Origin of the sequence: Pseudomonas sp. 10B238, assembly GCF_000970615.1 — a bacterium.
Taxonomy (GTDB): Bacteria; Pseudomonadota; Gammaproteobacteria; order Pseudomonadales; family Pseudomonadaceae; genus Stutzerimonas.
This window is the reverse complement of the sequence record NZ_KQ033939.1, coordinates 1-15,852: the sequence shown is the minus strand read 5'-3', so window position 1 is coordinate 15,852 and position 15,852 is coordinate 1. Positions and strand designations below refer to the sequence as shown.

15 protein-coding genes are annotated in these 15,852 nt (G+C 64.0%); 14 read left to right on the top strand and 1 reads right to left on the bottom strand.

Annotation, left to right across the window (positions count from 1 at the left end; genetic code table 11):
* The first annotated feature begins 32 nt into the window (after positions 1 to 32).
* The 13 genes from phnD (at position 33) to RT21_RS18205 (ending at position 11,591) form a co-directional block, all read left to right on the top strand.
* Positions 33 to 1,043: a phosphonate ABC transporter substrate-binding protein gene (phnD, locus tag RT21_RS18265; protein ID WP_046163858.1), complete on the top strand. Its 1,011-nt coding sequence runs from the start codon at positions 33 to 35 to the stop codon at positions 1,041 to 1,043.
* A gap of 52 nt (positions 1,044 to 1,095) precedes the next feature.
* Positions 1,096 to 1,890: a phosphonate ABC transporter, permease protein PhnE gene (gene phnE / locus RT21_RS18260; RefSeq protein WP_046163958.1), complete on the top strand. Its 795-nt coding sequence runs from the start codon at positions 1,096 to 1,098 to the stop codon at positions 1,888 to 1,890.
* Between the two features lie 16 nt (positions 1,891 to 1,906).
* Positions 1,907 to 2,629, top strand: a complete 723-nt coding sequence (gene phnF, locus RT21_RS18255; RefSeq protein ID WP_256203900.1) for a phosphonate metabolism transcriptional regulator PhnF — start codon at positions 1,907 to 1,909, stop codon at positions 2,627 to 2,629.
* Positions 2,629 to 3,081: a phosphonate C-P lyase system protein PhnG gene (gene phnG, locus RT21_RS18250; protein WP_045430216.1), complete on the top strand. Its 453-nt coding sequence runs from the start codon at positions 2,629 to 2,631 to the stop codon at positions 3,079 to 3,081. The genes phnF and phnG overlap by 1 nt, the downstream gene beginning before the upstream one ends.
* Positions 3,081 to 3,680, top strand: coding sequence for a phosphonate C-P lyase system protein PhnH (gene phnH, locus RT21_RS18245; protein ID WP_046163856.1), 600 nt, complete (start codon positions 3,081 to 3,083; stop codon positions 3,678 to 3,680). Before phnG ends, phnH begins: the two co-directional genes overlap by 1 nt.
* The gene (locus RT21_RS18240) at positions 3,680 to 4,804 is read left to right on the top strand and encodes a carbon-phosphorus lyase complex subunit (RefSeq protein ID WP_046163855.1); all 1,125 of its coding nucleotides are present in this window, start codon (positions 3,680 to 3,682) and stop codon (positions 4,802 to 4,804) included. Before phnH ends, RT21_RS18240 begins: the two co-directional genes overlap by 1 nt.
* The gene (locus RT21_RS18235) at positions 4,801 to 5,685 is read left to right on the top strand and encodes an alpha-D-ribose 1-methylphosphonate 5-phosphate C-P-lyase PhnJ (protein ID WP_046163854.1); all 885 of its coding nucleotides are present in this window, start codon (positions 4,801 to 4,803) and stop codon (positions 5,683 to 5,685) included. The genes RT21_RS18240 and RT21_RS18235 overlap by 4 nt, the downstream gene beginning before the upstream one ends.
* On the top strand, positions 5,682 to 6,494 hold the full coding sequence (gene phnK, locus RT21_RS18230) for a phosphonate C-P lyase system protein PhnK (RefSeq protein WP_046163853.1): 813 nt from the start codon (positions 5,682 to 5,684) through the stop codon (positions 6,492 to 6,494). Before RT21_RS18235 ends, phnK begins: the two co-directional genes overlap by 4 nt.
* A 661-nt stretch (positions 6,495 to 7,155) precedes the next feature.
* Positions 7,156 to 7,857, top strand: a complete 702-nt coding sequence (gene phnL, locus RT21_RS18225; RefSeq protein ID WP_046163852.1) for a phosphonate C-P lyase system protein PhnL — start codon at positions 7,156 to 7,158, stop codon at positions 7,855 to 7,857.
* On the top strand, positions 7,847 to 8,992 hold the full coding sequence (locus tag RT21_RS18220) for an alpha-D-ribose 1-methylphosphonate 5-triphosphate diphosphatase (protein ID WP_046163851.1): 1,146 nt from the start codon (positions 7,847 to 7,849) through the stop codon (positions 8,990 to 8,992). Before phnL ends, RT21_RS18220 begins: the two co-directional genes overlap by 11 nt.
* Positions 8,992 to 9,552 carry a phosphonate metabolism protein/1,5-bisphosphokinase (PRPP-forming) PhnN gene (phnN, locus tag RT21_RS18215; protein WP_046163850.1) on the top strand — a complete coding sequence of 187 codons (561 nt, stop codon included), beginning with the start codon at positions 8,992 to 8,994 and terminating at the stop codon, positions 9,550 to 9,552. The genes RT21_RS18220 and phnN overlap by 1 nt, the downstream gene beginning before the upstream one ends.
* Complete coding sequence (gene phnP / locus RT21_RS18210; protein WP_046163849.1) at positions 9,543 to 10,289, top strand: phosphonate metabolism protein PhnP; 747 nt, start codon at positions 9,543 to 9,545, stop codon at positions 10,287 to 10,289. Before phnN ends, phnP begins: the two co-directional genes overlap by 10 nt.
* Positions 10,290 to 10,340: 51 nt before the next feature.
* Complete coding sequence (locus RT21_RS18205; protein ID WP_046163848.1) at positions 10,341 to 11,591, top strand: MFS transporter; 1,251 nt, start codon at positions 10,341 to 10,343, stop codon at positions 11,589 to 11,591.
* Positions 11,592 to 11,602: 11 nt separating this feature from the next.
* Here RT21_RS18205 and RT21_RS18200 read toward each other — a convergent pair whose 3' ends face one another.
* A complete protein-coding gene (locus tag RT21_RS18200; protein WP_045430192.1) occupies positions 11,603 to 12,070 on the bottom strand; it encodes an Lrp/AsnC family transcriptional regulator in 468 nt (155 codons plus the stop codon).
* A gap of 239 nt (positions 12,071 to 12,309) precedes the next feature.
* Here RT21_RS18200 and RT21_RS18195 point away from each other — a divergent pair, with 239 nt between their 5' ends.
* On the top strand, positions 12,310 to 15,780 hold the full coding sequence (locus tag RT21_RS18195) for an indolepyruvate ferredoxin oxidoreductase family protein (RefSeq protein WP_046163847.1): 3,471 nt from the start codon (positions 12,310 to 12,312) through the stop codon (positions 15,778 to 15,780).
* The last annotated feature ends 72 nt before the right edge of the window (positions 15,781 to 15,852 follow it).

Genomic DNA, 15,852 nt, shown 5'->3' with positions numbered 1-15,852 from the left:
CCCAAAAGTCATCCAATGACAGGAGCTACTCCATGTTCAATCGTATAGGCCGCGTTCTGGCCGCCTCCGCCTTACTGACCGGGTCCCTGCTGGGCGGCGCACACGCCGACGATAACAAGGAACTGAACTTCGGCATCATCTCTACAGAATCCTCGCAGAATCTGCGGACCGTCTGGGATCCCTTCCTCGCTGCCATGAGCGAGCGTACCGGGATGAAGATCAATGCCTTCTTCGCGCCGGACTACGCCGGCATCATCCAGGGCATGCGTTTCGACAAGGTCGACCTGGCCTGGTACGGCAACAAGTCGGCGATGGAAGCGGTTGATCGCGCCGGTGGCGAGATCTTCGCCCAGACCGTCGCGTCCAGCGGGGCGTCGGGTTATTACAGCCTGCTGGTGGCGCACAAGGACAGCCCCATCGGTTCTGTCGACGACATGCTCAAGAACGCTTCCAACCTGACCTTCGCCAATGGCGATCCGAACTCCACCTCAGGCTATCTGGTGCCGGGCTACTACGTCTTCGCCAAGAACAAGGTAGACGCCAACAAGATCTTCAAGCGCTCGCTCAATGGCAGCCACGAAGTGAATGCGTTGTCGGTCGCCAACAAGCAGGTAGACGTCGGCACCTTCAACAACGAGAGCATGGAGCGTCTGGAGCTGACCGCGCCGGATAAGGCCGCGCAACTCAAGGTGATCTGGACCTCGCCGCTGATTCCAGCGGACCCCATGGTCTGGCGGAAAAACCTGCCGGAAGCGACCAAAGCCGACATTCGCGAGTTCTTCATGACCTACGGCGACAAGCCCGGCGAAATGGATGTGCTGGCTGACCTGCAGTGGGCCAAGTTCCGCGCCTCGGATGATGACCAACTGCTGCCGATCCGTCAGTTGGAGCTGTTCAAGAAGCGTAGCGAAGTCGCCAACAACGCCAAGCTGGACGAAAGCGACAAGCAGGCTCAGTTGAAGGAACTGGATGCCCAGCTCGCTGCGCTCGAGCAGCGCATGGCCGAGCTCCAGCAGAAACCCGCAGCCGCCACCGCAGGTTGATCCACTGGCCGCCGCGCAAGCGGCGGCCAGCATTTCGTTCGCCGGAGCATCCATGACTTCTCTGACCGCACCTACCCCTGTTGCCGCACCACAGAAACACTCGTGGTTCAAGCTGGTTGGCTGGGGACTGTTTCTCGCCCTGCTGGGCTGGTCCTGGCAGGGCGCCGAGATGAAGCCGCTTACGCTGATCCGTGACGCCGGCAACATGGCAACCTTTGCCGCCGACTTCTTTCCCCCGGATTTCGGCAACTGGGAGCTCTACCTGACGGAAATGATCGTCACCGTCCAGATCGCCCTCTGGGGCACGGTGTTGGCGATCCTCTGTGCCATTCCATTGGGCGTGCTCTGCGCCGAAAACATCGTGCCCTGGTGGGTTTACCAGCCGGTACGGCGGGTCATGGACGCGTGCCGTTCGATCAACGAGATGGTGTTCGCCATGCTCTTCGTCGTCGCGGTCGGCCTTGGTCCGTTTGCCGGCGTACTGGCGCTGTTCGTTGGCACCACCGGCGTGCTCGCCAAACTCTTTGCCGAAGCGGTGGAGGCCATCGAACCGGGCCCGGTAGAAGGCGTGCGGGCCACCGGTGCCAGCGCACTGCAGGAAGTCATTTTCGGTGTGATTCCACAGGTGCTGCCGCTATGGATTTCCTACGCGCTGTATCGCTTCGAGTCCAACGTGCGCTCGGCGACCGTGGTGGGCATGGTCGGTGCGGGCGGCATCGGCGTGATTCTCTGGGAGGCCATCCGCGGCTTCCAGTTCAGCCAGACCTGTGCGCTGCTGATCGTCATCGTGGCGGTGGTGAGCGTGATCGACATCGTTTCTCAGCGCCTGCGCAAACTCTTTATCTGACGGAGACGGGCGCCGTGTGCGTCCTTTTTTAGCCATGCACCTGTCTAGACAACCTCAACCGCGCTACCTGCAACTGGCCGCTCAGTTGCGTGAGGAGTTGCGCCACTTGCAGCCCGGCGATCAGTTGCCCGGCGAGATCCAGCTGGCGACCCGGTTTGCGGTCAATCGGCACACGCTGCGCCGCGCCATCGATGAGCTGGTCAGCGAGGGCCGGGTGTTGCGCCAACAGGGCCGCAGCACACGAGTGCTGGCGCGTCCGCTGATCTATCCGCTGGCGGCCGGCAGTGCCTACAGCGAGTCACTCTCGGCGCAAGGGCACGGTGTCCAGGCGCGTCTGCTGCAGCGCCAGCTGCGTTCAGCCACGGCCGAGGAGGCTGGTCATCTGGAGTTGCGTGAGGATGCGGCACTGCTCGAGCTGCACACGCTGCGCCTGCTCGACGAACAGCCGGTCAGCCTGATCCGGCACCGCTTCTGTGCCAGTCGCCAGGTGTTGCTGGAGGACTACAACGGCGGGTCGCTGCGCCAGTACCTGGCCGAACGTCAACTGCCGCTGCACCGCGCCTTCAGCCTGATCGGCGCCCGGCTGCCCACATCGGACGAGGCCGATCAGCTGCTGATGCCGCGACACGCACCACTGCTGACCGTTCTCACCCTTTCTCACGACCTGGCCGGGCGGCCGGTGGAGCTGTCGTTGTCGACCAGCCGTGCCGACCGCTTCCAGTACCAGGTTGCCACCTGATGGAGACGCGCATGACCCCAGAAATAGCCACTCGCCAACGCTGGATGGGCGTGCTTGCCCGTGCTGGCGATGAGCTGGCGCGCTACGAGGCCGAGCTGAAGGACACCGACTACCAGTTGGTACGTGCCCCGGAAATTGGCATGACGCTGGTCCGCGGCCGCATGGGCGGTACGGGTGCTGCGTTCAATCTCGGCGAAATGACCGTCACCCGTTGCGTGGTGCGGCTTGGCGACGGCCGGACCGGCTACAGCTACGTCGCCGGGCGCGACAAGCGCCACGCTGAACTGGCCGCCTTGGCCGATGCGCACTTGCAAGGTCGCGATCAGGCGCATTGGCAAGCGCAAGTCATCACGCCGCTCGCCTCCATCCAGGCGGCACGCCGGGCGGCGCAGGACGCCGAGACGGCCAGCAGCAAAGTGGAATTCTTCACCCTGGTCAGAGGAGAGGACTGATGAGCGCGGATCTTTTGCACCCGGCGTTCAACGATCAGGTGCTCGACAGCCAACGCGTGTTCCGCGCGGCACTGAAAGCGCTTGCCGAGCCCGGTCTCACGCAGCAGCTGATTCCCATACAGGCGCTCGAACCCCTGGCCCCGGCGAGCTACGCGCTGTGCCTGAGCCTGCTCGACGGCGACACGCGGTTGTGGCTGGCACCTGCGTTCGATACGCCGACGGTGCGCGCCAACCTGGCGTTTCATTGCGGTTGCCCGATCGTGGACGAACGCGAATCGGCTGATTTCGCGCTGCTCGGGGTTCAAGAACTGGTCGACCTGTCCGGATTTTTCACCGGCAGCGAACGCTTTCCTGATCAGTCCTGCACGTTGCTGGTCCAGCTCGACGCGCTCGGCGACGGCGCCGCGCTGAGCTGGAGCGGTCCAGGCATTCTCGGTCAGCGCGAGGTGAGCCTGCCGGTACCGGCTGCGTTCTGGCAGCAGCGCGCCGCTCGCAACGATTTTCCGCGCGGGCTGGACCTGTTTTTTGCCGCTGACCAGTCACTGATCGGCTTGCCCCGCAGCACCCGCATCGCGGTATCGATAGAGGAGGTCGCCTGATGTACGTAGCCGTCAAAGGTGGCGAACAGGCCATCGACAATGCTCACCGGCTGCTGGCGAAGAAACGCCGCGGCGATACCGCTTTGCCCGAGTTGAGCGTCAAGCAGATCCGTCAGCAACTGCCGTTGGCGGTGGCTCGGGTGATGGCCGAGGGTTCGCTGTTCGATGAGGAGCTGGCGGCGCTGGCGATCAAGCAGGCGGCTGGCGATCTGCTCGAAGCGATCTTCCTACTGCGCGCCTATCGCACCACGCTGCCGCGCTTCGGCGCCAGCGTTCCTCTGGAAACGGCGCAGATGCGTCCGAACCGGCGCATCTCGGCCACCTTCAAGGATTTGCCCGGCGGGCAGCTGCTCGGTCCGACCTTCGATTACAGCCATCGCTTGCTTGACTTCAGCCTGCTGGCCGAAGGCGAGCATCCCGGTCCGGAGCTTGATCCTCAAGCCGAGCTTGATCCTCAAGCCGAGCTTGCAGCCTGTCCACGTGTGCTCGATCTGCTCGCCAAGGAAGGCTTGATGAAGCCCGAGCGGGGCGACGATCAGGCGGTGCCGGACATTACCCGCGAACCCCTGGAGTTCCCCAGCGGTCGCGCCCAGCGGCTACAAGCGCTGGCCCGTGGCGATGAAGGTTTTCTGCTGGCGTTGGGTTATTCGACCCAGCGTGGCTATGGCCGCAATCACCCCTTTGCCGGGGAAATCCGCATTGGCGATGTCGAGGTCTGGATGGAACCGCCAGAGCTGGGCTTCGCCGTACCGCTGGGCGATATCGAAGTGACCGAGTGCGAGATGGTCAACCAGTTCGTCGGCGGCCAGGGCATCGATCCGCAGTTCACCCGCGGCTACGGGCTGGCCTTCGGTTACGCCGAGCGCAAGGCCATGGGCATGGCATTGGTCGATCGTGCGCTGCGCGGCGCCGAGTATGGCGAGACGGTGCAAGGCCCGGCGCAGCAGGAAGAGTTCGTGCTGATGCACTGCGACAACGTCGAGGCCGGTGGCTTCGTTTCCCACCTCAAGTTGCCGCATTACGTCGACTTCCAGTCCGAACTGGAGTTGATTCGCAAGCTACGCCGCGCACCGGTCGAGGAGACCGCCACGACCGAGCCCAACGCCGAGGAGCGCCGCGCATGACTGCTATCGTCAATGACCGTCCACAGGCCGCTGCGACGGAGCAGGGCTACAACTTCGCCTACCTCGACGAACAGACCAAACGCATGATCCGCCGCGGGCTGCTCAAGGCCGTGGCGATTCCCGGTTATCAGGTGCCTTTCGGCGGGCGCGAAATGCCGTTGCCCTACGGCTGGGGCACCGGCGGCATGCAGCTGACCGCGGCCATTCTCGGCGCCGAAGACGTGCTCAAAGTGATCGATCAGGGCGCCGATGACACCACCAACGCGGTGTCGATCCGCCGCTTCTTTGCCCGCACCGCGGGAGTCGCCACCACCACCCGCACGCCCGAGGCGACGGTGATCCAGACCCGTCATCGGATTCCCGAAACGCCGCTGCGCAACGATCAGATCATGGTCTATCAGGTGCCGATTCCCGAGCCGTTGCGCTTCATCGAACCGTCGGAAAGCGAGACGCGGACCATGCACGCGCTTTCCGACTACGGGGTTATGCACGTCAAGCTCTACGAAGACATCGCCACCTTCGGCCATATCGCCACCAGCTACGCCTACCCGGTGACGGTGGACGGCCGCTACGTGATGGATCCCTCGCCGATCCCCAAGTTCGACAACCCGAAACTGGACATGAGCCCAGCGCTGATGCTGTTCGGCGCCGGCCGCGAGAAGCGCCTCTATGCATTGCCGCCCTACACGAACGTGCGCAGCCTGGATTTTGAGGATCACCCCTTTTCCATCCAGGCCTGGGACCAATGCTGCGCCTTCTGCGGCAGTGACAGCTCCTACCTCGACGAACTGATCGTCGACGACGCCGGCACCAAGCGCTTCGTCTGCTCGGATACCGATTACTGCACGCAACGCCGCGACGCCCAGGAGGCTGCTGAATGAACGCTGCGCTCGAACTGCAACAACCCGCCAGCAGCCTCGATCAGCCCTTGCTGTCCGTTCGTGGGCTGACGCGCCTGTACGGGCCGGATACCGGCTGCCAGGGCGTCGACTTCGACCTTTATCCTGGCGAGGTACTGGGCATCGTCGGCGAGTCCGGCTCCGGTAAATCCACGCTGCTCAGCCTGCTGGCCGGACGCTGCCCGCCTGACCGGGGCTCGGTGAGCTACCGCGGACGCGACGGCGCCTGGCTCGATCTTTACGCCGCCAGCGAGGCGGAGCGCCGCAGCCTGCTGCGCACCGAGTGGGGTTTTGTCGAACAGAACCCGCGCGACGGCCTGCGCATGGGTGTTTCGGCCGGCGCCAACATAGGCGAGCGGCTGATGGCCCAGGGGCAGCGGCATTACGGCCAGTTGCGTCAGGCCGGGCTGGACTGGCTGAGCCAGGTGGAAATCGACCCGGCGCGCATTGACGATCTGCCGCGAACCTTCTCCGGCGGCATGCAGCAGCGCCTGCAGATCGCCCGCAACCTGGTATCCGGCCCGCGCCTGGTGTTCATGGACGAGCCCACCGGTGGGCTCGATGTTTCCGTGCAGGCGCGCCTGCTGGACCTGCTGCGCGGGTTGGTGCACGAGCTGGATCTGGCCGTGGTGATCGTCACCCACGACCTGGCCGTGGCAAGGCTGCTGGCGGATCGGCTGATGGTCATGCGCCGCTCCCGCGTCGTGGAAACCGGCCTTACCGATCAGATTCTCGACGACCCACAGCATCCCTATTCGCAGCTGCTGGTGTCGTCGGTGCTGCAGCCATGAGTGGGCTTGCACGCAAGCCGCATCTGGCAGCCGGTTCGTCGCGAAAAGCATCGCCAGCAAGCTGGCTCCTACAGGGGAGCGACGCCGGCCTCAACTGCAGGGAGGCTTCCGCTTTCGTAGGAGCGAGCTTGCTCGCGATCCAGACTGCCGGTCTCGTCAGTGTTGCAGCCATGAGTGGGACCGCACGGCGGCCGCGAAAAGCTTCGCCAGCAAGCTGGCTTCTACAGGGGAGCGGAGCGGGCCGCGAGCGCTGGGAGGCTGCCGCTTTCGTAGGAGCGAGCTTGCTCGCGATCCAGACGGCCGGTCTCGTCAGTGTTGCTGCCATGAGTGGGGCCGCACGGCGGCCGCGAAAAGCTTCGCCAGCAAGCTGGCTCCTACACGGGAGCGGAGCGGGCCGCGAGCGCTGGGAGGCTTCCGCTTTCGTAGGAGCGAGCTTGCTCGCGATCCAGACTGCCGGTCTCGTCGGTGTTGCAGCCATGAGTGGGACCGCACGGCGGCCACGAAAAGCTTCGCGAGCAAGCTGGCTCCTTCACGGGAGCGATGCCGGCCTCGCCTGCAGGGAGGCTTCTGTTCTTGGAGGAGCGAGGAGCGCCGGGCCCTTGCTCGCGAGCCAGGCACACAGGCCCGACTTCAGCCCCTTTCCTATATTGCGAGGTTACCCATGAGCAGCCCGATCGAGGTCCGCGACCTCCGCAAATCTTTCACCCTTCATCAGCAGCACGGGGTAACCCTCGATGTGCTACGTGCAGTCAGCTTTGCTGTTGAGCCAGGCGAATGCCTGGTACTGCACGGGCGCTCTGGTGCGGGCAAGTCGACACTGTTGCGGTGCCTGTACGGCAACTACCTGGCCACGGGCAGCATCCGCCTGTGCCATCGCGGTGAGCCGCTGGAGCTGGTCGGTGCCGAGCCGCGACAGCTGTTGGCGGTCCGCCGGGAAAGTCTGGGCTATGTCAGCCAGTTCCTGCGGGTGATCCCTCGTGTGCCTTGCCTTGACGTGGTCATGGCGCCCGCCCTGGCGCGTGGCTGGGATCGGGAGCAGGCGCGTGCACGTGCCGAAAGCCTGTTGACCCGGCTGAACATTCCCGAACGGCTCTGGCAGTTGGCGCCCGGCACCTTTTCCGGCGGCGAGCAACAGCGCGTGAACCTGGCGCGAGGCTTCATGGTGCAGTGGCCCGTGCTGCTGCTGGACGAACCAACCGCTTCGCTGGACGAGGCCAATTGCCGAGTAGTGCTGGAGCTGGTCGCCGAAGCCAAGACCGCGGGGGCTGCGCTGATCGGCATCTTCCATGACCGCGCGATCCGCGAAGCGGTCGCTGACCGCTACCTGGACATGACTGCCGAGGAGCATCGCCATGCCTGCTGAACTGATTCTGACGAACGCCCGGGTGGTCACGGCCGATCGCGTGATAAATGGCACGCTGATGATTCGTGATGGGGTGATCGCCGCCCTCGACGAAGGCAACAGCCAGCTGCCACAGGCCCAGGATCTGGGTGGCGACTACCTGATGCCGGGCCTGGTGGAGTTGCACACCGACAATCTGGAAAAACACATGACGCCGCGCCCAGGTGTCGACTGGCCCACGGCGTCGGCGGTGCTGACCCACGACGCGCAAATCATCGCTGCGGGCATCACCACGGTGTTCGATGCGCTGTCCATCGGTGATATCAACCCGCGCGGCAAGCGCATGCAGCAGCTGCCCGCCATGCTCGACGCCGTGGCCTCGGCCGAGGCGGCTGGCGATACCCGGGCCGAGCACCGCTTGCACTTGCGCTGCGAGGTCTGCCATCCGGATGCGCTGAGCCTGTTCCGCGACCTGGTGGGGCATCCGCTGGTGAAGCTGGTGTCGGTGATGGACCACTCACCGGGTCAACGACAGTTCGCCCGAGAGGACAAATACCGCGAGTACTACATGGGTAAGTACCACCTGAGCGCGGCCGAGATGGATGCGTTCAGCGACCAGCAGACGGCCAACTCGAGTCAGTACAGCGATCGTCAACGCCTTGCAGTCGTCGAGATCTGCCAAGCGCGCGGGCTGGCACTGGCAAGCCACGATGACGCGACGCTTGCGCATGTCGAGGAATCGGCCGGTCTTGGCATGGCCATCGCCGAATTTCCGACGACGCTGGAAGCAGCCGAAGCCAGCCATGCGCGCGGTCTGAAGGTGCTGATGGGCGCGCCGAACGTGGTTCGAGGGGGCTCGCATTCGGGCAACATCGCTGCGGCGGATCTGGCGCAGCGCGGCGTGCTGGACATTCTTTCCAGCGATTATTACCCCGCCAGCTTGCTACAGGCCGCCTTCCTGCTCGCGGCGTTCGACAACAGCTATGACCTGCCCAAAGCCATCGCCACGGTGAGCCTCTTGCCCGCCCAGGCGGTGGGTCTCGATGATCGCGGTGAGATCCGCCCTGGCTTACGCGCGGATCTGCTGCAGGCCAGCGACAGGCAGGGCCAGCCGGTGGTCCGGCAGGTATGGCGACAAGGGCGACGGGTGTTCTGATGGCGGGACGATTGATCTACCTGATGGGCCCATCCGGTGCCGGAAAGGACAGCCTGCTGCTGGCTGCTCGTGAATCACTGCAGGCTCGCGGTTGTCGCGTCGCACGGCGCGTCATCACCCGTTCCGCCGAAGCGGTGGGGGAGGACGCCTTGGCGGTGACTGAGGCGGAGTTCGCCCAACTGCGCCGCAATGGGGCCTTCGCCCTGGATTGGCAAGCCAACGGACTGCACTACGGCATATCCCGGCAGATCGATGAGTGGCTGGAAGCCGGCGAAGATGTGCTGGTCAACGGGTCGCGTGGTTATTTGGGCGAGGCACGTGATCGTTATCCGCAGTTGCAGGCAGTACTGCTTTCGGTGACCTTGCCGGTGCTGCGCGAGCGGCTGTTGGCGCGGGGGCGCGAGTCGCTCGAGGAGATCGAAGCCCGGCTCGCCCGCAACCAGAACTTCCAGTCAACGGCCGAGCAGGACGAAACGCTGCTGCTGGACAATTCCGGTCCCCTGGAAGAAACCGTGCAGCGCCTGCTGCAGCTGATCGATCGGGCGCGCGCATGCGCCTGACCATCCTTGGCAGTGGCAATGCCCGTCAGGTGCCGGTGTACAACTGCGATTGTGCGGCGTGCCAACTGGCGCGGCTCGACCCGGCCTGGCGCCGCGGCCCGTGCTGCGCCTTGATCGAATGTGGCGCACAGCGCTGGCTGATCGACAGCGGCATCACCGATATCACTGAGCGGTTCGCACCCGGAAGCCTCAGCGGAATTCTGCAAACCCATTACCACGCCGACCATGCGCAAGGCCTGCTGCATCTTCGCTGGGGATTGGGAATGCGTATTCCGGTGCATGGCCCAAACGACCCGGAAGGCCTGGCCGATCTCTACAAGCATCCCGGAATTCTGGATTTCTCGGAGCCGTTCACCGCGTTTGAACGACGCGAGTTGGGCGAGCTGAGCGTGACCGCATTGCCCCTCAACCACTCCAAGCCGACCCTGGGCTATCTGTTGGAAGGGGCGGGACGACGCATCGCTTACCTCACCGACACCCTTGGTGTGCCGGAGGCCAGCCTGAGCGTGCTACGCCAGGCCCCGCTCGACCTGTTAGTGCTGGATTGTTCGAGCCCGCCCCAGACGTCACCTCAGAACCACAACGACCTGACCCTGGCGCTGGCAGCGATCGCCGAGCTGAAGCCGGCCCATGCGCTGCTGACCCATATTGGTCACAACCTGGACAGCTGGTTGATGGACAACCCCGCTGCGCTGCCGGCGGGCGTCAGCTTGGCCTCGGACGGCCAGCTGTTGTGACGGACCTGATTCATGCCGCTATGAGCGCGCCAGTGCTGACATGAGATCCAAATGAACGCAACTGACCCTTCACCGCTTGGTGCCGAAGCGAACCCGTCTGCACGTCGCCTTACCATGGTGATGTGTCTAGCCGAAACCCTCGGCATGGCCGGCTTTGCCTTGTTTGCTGCGCTGCTGCCCGAATTTCAACAGCTGTGGAATCTGAGCAACACCGAAGCGGGCTGGATCGGCGGCGGTTTCTTCCTGGGCTACATGCTTGCAGTGCCGGTGCTGACGGGACTGACGGATCGCTACGATGCTCGGCTGATCTATCTCTGGGCGATGCTGCTGACGGCGTTTGCCAGCACCGGCTTCGTGCTGGCCGATGGCTTCTGGTCGGCGCTGCTGTGGCGTTTGTTGGCCGGCATTGGTCTGGCCGGCACCTACATGCCGGGGCTCAAGGCGTTGTCTGAGCGCATCGAAGGTCCCACGCAGTCGCGGGCTATCGCCTTTTACACGGCGAGCTTCGGGCTCGGCACAGCGTTGTCCTTCCTGCTCTCTGGCGAGCTGGCCAAGCTCGGCGGCTGGCAACTGCCTGCGCTGCTCAGCGGAGGTTGCGCCCTGGCTGGCTGGCTCATGGTTTGGCGCGGGCTACCGCCCAAGCCGCCTGCGAAACATGAGCCTCGACGCCTGTTGGACCTGGCGCCGCTGATGGAGCGCCCGGTCATCGCTTACTGCCTGGCTTATGCCATGCACAATCTTGAGCTGTTCGCCTTCCGTGCCTGGCTGGTAGCTTTCATCGTGTTTGCCGGTGACTGGCAAGGCCAGGCCGCCTGGCTAAACGGAACCTGGGTGGCCATGATCGCGACGTTGATAGGAATGCCGGCGAGCATCCTTGGAAACGAGATGGCAATACGCTTCGGCCGCCAGCGCTGGCTGATAACGGTAATGCTGCTTTCCGCCTTGCTGGCAGCACTGATCGGGCTCGGCGCCGCGCTGCCATTTTGGGCTCTGCTGAGTTTGATCCTCTGTTACAGCCTCACGGTGACGGCCGACTCGGCTGCCTTGACCGCAGGCCTGGTGGCCGTAGCGCCTGCCAGCCACCGTGGCGCGGTTATGGCGCTTTATTCCTGTACCGGCTTTACCGGCGCGTTCTTCGGGCCATTGCTGTTCGGCATGGTGCTCGATGCGCTGGGCGACGATCAGCTGCTCGGCTGGTGGGCGGCCTTCGCCTTGATGGGCCTTTTGCTATTGATCGGGCCGCTGGCGCTGCGCTGGGCAAGCCAGCGCGTGGACTTGCGTCCACAGCCTGAACCGGCCTGAGCCTGCCGCGCTCAATCCAGCGGCAGCTCCGTGGTCCGTTTCACCTCGCTCATCGCGATGTGTGAATGCGCTTCCTGAACATGGGGCCGCTGCAACAGTTGATCACGCAGGAAGCGTTCGTAGCTGTCGATGTCCTTGGCCACCACCTTGAGCAGGTAGTCCGACTCGCCGGCCATCGTGTGACATTCCAGCACTTCGGGATAACCCACCACCGCGCGCTCGAACTCGTCGAGGTTGCTGCGGCCATGCGCGGAGAGCTTGATGTTGACGAACACCGTCATGTTCAACCCGAGCTTCTTCGGGTTGAGCAGGGCGACCTTGCGTTCGATCAGTCCTTCTTCCTGCATGCGATGAATGCGGCGCCAGCACGGCGATTGCGACAGCTCGACCTTTTCGGCCACCTCGGCGGCGGACAAGTCGGCGTTGTGTTGCAGCAGTAGCAGAATCTTGCGATCGATGCTGCTCAGCGGGGTCTGCATGGTTGTTCTCTTTTTGTTGTTGTTGGTGGATGGATCATGCACGGGATCGCACTTACACCGCAAAAGTAGAAAGAAAATCTCTCCCTGTCACAGCCAGACTTTTATCCAACGCGCAACGGTGGGGTGATCCCCTGCTGTGTGCTGGCGTGGGAAAGCTTTCCGTGCAGCTCCCACAGCCTTGTTAGGCGGATGGCTTAAGAAGCCGTCCAGACTCCGATAAAAACAAACAGGAGCGCCACATGTCATTGGCCGAGATCCGCCTGGATGACAAGTACCGGCTCGCAACCGGACATCTGTACCTCACCGGCACCCAGGCGCTGACCCGCCTGCCCATGCTGCAGCATCAGCGCGACCAGGCTCAGAACCTGAATACCGGTTGCTTTATCTCCGGCTACCGCGGCTCGCCGCTTGGCATGCTGGACAAGAGCCTCTGGGAAGCGCGCGATTTCCTCAAGCAGAACGCCATCCACTTCCAGCCGGGCCTCAATGAGGAACTGGCAGCGACGGCCGTGTGGGGCAGTCAGCAGACCAACCTGTTCCCCGGTGCCAAATACGACGGCGTGTTCGCCATGTGGTACGGCAAAGGACCGGGCGTGGACCGCTCCGGCGACGTCTTCAAGCATGGCAACGCGGCTGGCGTCTCGCCCCATGGCGGTGTGTTGCTGCTGGCCGGTGATGACCACGGCTGCAAGTCCTCGACACTGCCGCACCAGAGCGAGCACGCGTTCATTGCCGCGTCGATCCCGGTACTGAACCCGGCCAACGTCCAGGAAATCCTCGACTACGGCATCATCGGCTGGGAGCTGTCGCGCTACTCCGGTTGCTGGGTGGCGCTCAAGACCATCGCCGAAAACGTCGACTCCTCCGCCGTGGTGGAAGTCGATCCGCTACGCATCAAGACTCGCATTCCCGATGACTTCGAACTGCCCGAAGACGGCGTGCACATCCGCTGGCCGGACCCGCCATTGGCGCAGGAAAAACGCCTCAACCTGTACAAGATCTACGCCGCGCGCGCCTTTGCTCGGGCCAACAACCTCAACCAGGTGATGCTTGATTCGCCAAACCCGCGTTTAGGCATCATCACCACCGGCAAGTCCTACCTCGACGTGCGTCAAGCGCTGGATGATCTCGGTCTCGACGAAGCGCTGTGTGCCTCGGTCGGCTTGCGCGTGCTCAAAGTCGGCATGAGCTGGCCGCTGGAACCGGTCTCGGTGCATGAGTTCGCCCAGGGTCTCGACGAGATTCTGGTGGTCGAGGAAAAGCGCAGCATTCTCGAAGACCAACTCACCGGGCAGCTCTACAACTGGCCGCTGGACAAACGCCCGCGCGTGGTGGGTGAGTTCGACGAGCAGGGCAATTCGCTGCTGCCGAACCTCTCCGAACTGACCCCGGCGATGATCGCCCGGGTGATCGCCAAGCGCCTCGCGCCGATCTACACCAGCGACAGCATCCAGGCGCGTCTGGCGTTTCTGTCGGCGAAGGAAAAAGCGCTGGCCGCACGCAGCTACGACACCGTACGCACGCCGCATTACTGTTCCGGCTGCCCGCACAACAGCTCCACCAAAGTACCGGAAGGCAGCCGCGCCTCGGCCGGCATCGGCTGTCACTACATGGTGCAGTGGATGGACCGCCGCACCGAGACCTTCACCCAGATGGGCGGGGAGGGCGTCAACTGGATCGGCCAGGCGCCGTTCACCGAAACGCCGCACATGTTCCAGAACCTTGGCGATGGCACCTACTTCCATTCCGGCAGCCTGGCCGTGCGCGCCGCGGTCGCCGCCGGGGTGAACATCACCTTCAAGATCCTCTACAACGATGCGGTGGCCATGACCGGTGGCCAGCCCATCGACGGTGAACTGCGGGTCGATCAGCTCAGTCGGCAGATCGCCGATGAAGGCGTTAAACGCATCGCACTGGTCAGTGACGAGCCGGACAAGTACCCGACCCGCGAGACCTTTGCGCAGATCACCAGCTTCCATCACCGTCGCGATCTGGACGCCGTACAGCGAGAGCTGCGCGAGTTCAAGGGTGTCTCGGTGATCATCTATGACCAGACCTGCGCCACCGAGAAGCGTCGTCGGCGCAAGCGCGGCAAGCTGGAAGACCCGGCCAAGCGTGCCTTCATCAACCCGGCCGTGTGCGAGGGTTGCGGCGACTGCGGCGAGAAGTCCAACTGCCTGGCGGTGATGCCGCTGGAAACCGAACTGGGGCGCAAGCGCGAGATCGATCAGAACGCCTGCAACAAGGACTTTTCCTGCGTCGAAGGCTTCTGCCCGAGCTTCGTGACCGTGCATGGCGGCGGGCTGCGCAAACCGGAGGCCATGGCCGGTGGCATCGCGGGCGACCAGCTGCCCGAACCGCAGCATCCGACGCTGGATCGGCCCTGGAACGTGCTGATCCCCGGTGTCGGCGGCAGCGGCGTGACCACCCTCGGCGCGCTGCTGGGCATGGCCGCGCACCTGGAAGGCAAGGGCTGCACTGTGCTCGACCAGGCCGGGCTGGCGCAGAAGTTCGGCCCGGTGGTGACGCACATCCGTATCGCTGCCAAGCAGGACGACATCTACGCCGTGCGTATCGCGGCCGGAGAAACCGATCTGCTGCTGGGGTGCGATCTGGTGGTGGCTGCCGGCGAAGATTCGCTGACCCGCCTCAATGATCAGATCAGCCATGCGGTGATCAACAGCCACGAATCGGCGACTGCCGAATTCACCCGCAACCCCGATGCTCAGGTGCCGGGCAAGGCCATGCGCGAAGCGCTGATGGATGCGGTTGGCGCCGAAAAGACCCATTTCATCGACGCGACCTACCTGGCCACTCGGCTGCTGGGCGATAGCATCGCCACCAACCTGTTCCTGCTGGGCTTTGCCTATCAGCAAGGGTTGTTGCCGCTGTCTGCCGAGGCGATCGAGAAGGCCATCAGCATCAACGGCGTCGCCGCAGAGCTGAACCAGCAGGCGTTCCGCTGGGGCCGTCGTGCGGCACTGGAGCGCGAGGCGGTCGAGAAGCTGGCGCGTCCGGTGGAAATGGCCGAGCCGATATGCCAGACCCTGGAAGAGATCGTCGACTGGCGCATGAACTTCCTTACCAAGTACCAGAGCGCGGCCTATGCCAAGCGCTATCGCTCGATGGTCGAGCGCGTACGGGCGGTGGATACCGCCGATGACCTGGCGCTCTCGAAAGCCGTGGCGCGCTACTACTTCAAGCTTCTTGCCTACAAGGACGAATACGAAGTGGCGCGGCTCTACAGCGAGCCGGAGTTCCGCCAGCAGCTCGAGGCGCAGTTCGAAGGCGACTACAAGCTGCAGTTTCACCTGGCACCGGCCTGGCTGGCCAAGCGCGACAGCACCACTGGCGAGCCGCGCAAGCGTGAACTCGGGCCTTGGGTGCTGAACGCCTTCAACGTGCTGGCCAAGCTGAAGTTCCTGCGCGGCACGCCGTTGGACGTGTTCGGCTACGGCCATGACCGCCGTGTCGAACGCGAACTGATCACCGAGTACGAGCGCAACCTTGATCAGTTCCTGGCTCAACTGAAGCCGAGAAACTACCGCACGGCCGTAGCCATTGCTGCACTTCCGGAACTGATCCGCGGCTACGGCCCGGTGAAGGAGCGCTCCATCGCCAAAGCGCGGCAACAGGAGAAGTTGCTCAAGGAGCAGCTGAACCGCGGCGACGAGGTGCAGACCGTGCGGCTGTTCGAGCCGGCGGCCTGAGGCGCCCCGGCGCTGGGCGCTCGTCGAGTTAGGCAGAGGTGTTCGGTGGGCTGAAGCCCACCCTACAGAACC

What these genes read in the sequence shown, in the direction of transcription:
- phnD (WP_046163858.1), top strand. Translation starts at nt 33, where the DNA reads ATGTTCAATCGTATAGGCCGCGTTCTGGCCGCCTCCGCCTTACTGACC.
- phnE (WP_046163958.1), top strand. Translation starts at nt 1,096, where the DNA reads ATGACTTCTCTGACCGCACCTACCCCTGTTGCCGCACCACAGAAACAC.
- phnG (WP_045430216.1), top strand. Translation starts at nt 2,629, where the DNA reads ATGGAGACGCGCATGACCCCAGAAATAGCCACTCGCCAACGCTGGATG.
- phnH (WP_046163856.1), top strand. Translation starts at nt 3,081, where the DNA reads ATGAGCGCGGATCTTTTGCACCCGGCGTTCAACGATCAGGTGCTCGAC.
- RT21_RS18240 (WP_046163855.1), top strand. Translation starts at nt 3,680, where the DNA reads ATGTACGTAGCCGTCAAAGGTGGCGAACAGGCCATCGACAATGCTCAC.
- RT21_RS18235 (WP_046163854.1), top strand. Translation starts at nt 4,801, where the DNA reads ATGACTGCTATCGTCAATGACCGTCCACAGGCCGCTGCGACGGAGCAG.
- phnK (WP_046163853.1), top strand. Translation starts at nt 5,682, where the DNA reads ATGAACGCTGCGCTCGAACTGCAACAACCCGCCAGCAGCCTCGATCAG.
- phnL (WP_046163852.1), top strand. Translation starts at nt 7,156, where the DNA reads ATGAGCAGCCCGATCGAGGTCCGCGACCTCCGCAAATCTTTCACCCTT.
- RT21_RS18220 (WP_046163851.1), top strand. Translation starts at nt 7,847, where the DNA reads ATGCCTGCTGAACTGATTCTGACGAACGCCCGGGTGGTCACGGCCGAT.
- phnN (WP_046163850.1), top strand. Translation starts at nt 8,992, where the DNA reads ATGGCGGGACGATTGATCTACCTGATGGGCCCATCCGGTGCCGGAAAG.
- phnP (WP_046163849.1), top strand. Translation starts at nt 9,543, where the DNA reads ATGCGCCTGACCATCCTTGGCAGTGGCAATGCCCGTCAGGTGCCGGTG.
- RT21_RS18205 (WP_046163848.1), top strand. Translation starts at nt 10,341, where the DNA reads ATGAACGCAACTGACCCTTCACCGCTTGGTGCCGAAGCGAACCCGTCT.
- RT21_RS18200 (WP_045430192.1), bottom strand. Translation starts at nt 12,070, where the DNA reads ATGCAGACCCCGCTGAGCAGCATCGATCGCAAGATTCTGCTACTGCTG.
- RT21_RS18195 (WP_046163847.1), top strand. Translation starts at nt 12,310, where the DNA reads ATGTCATTGGCCGAGATCCGCCTGGATGACAAGTACCGGCTCGCAACC.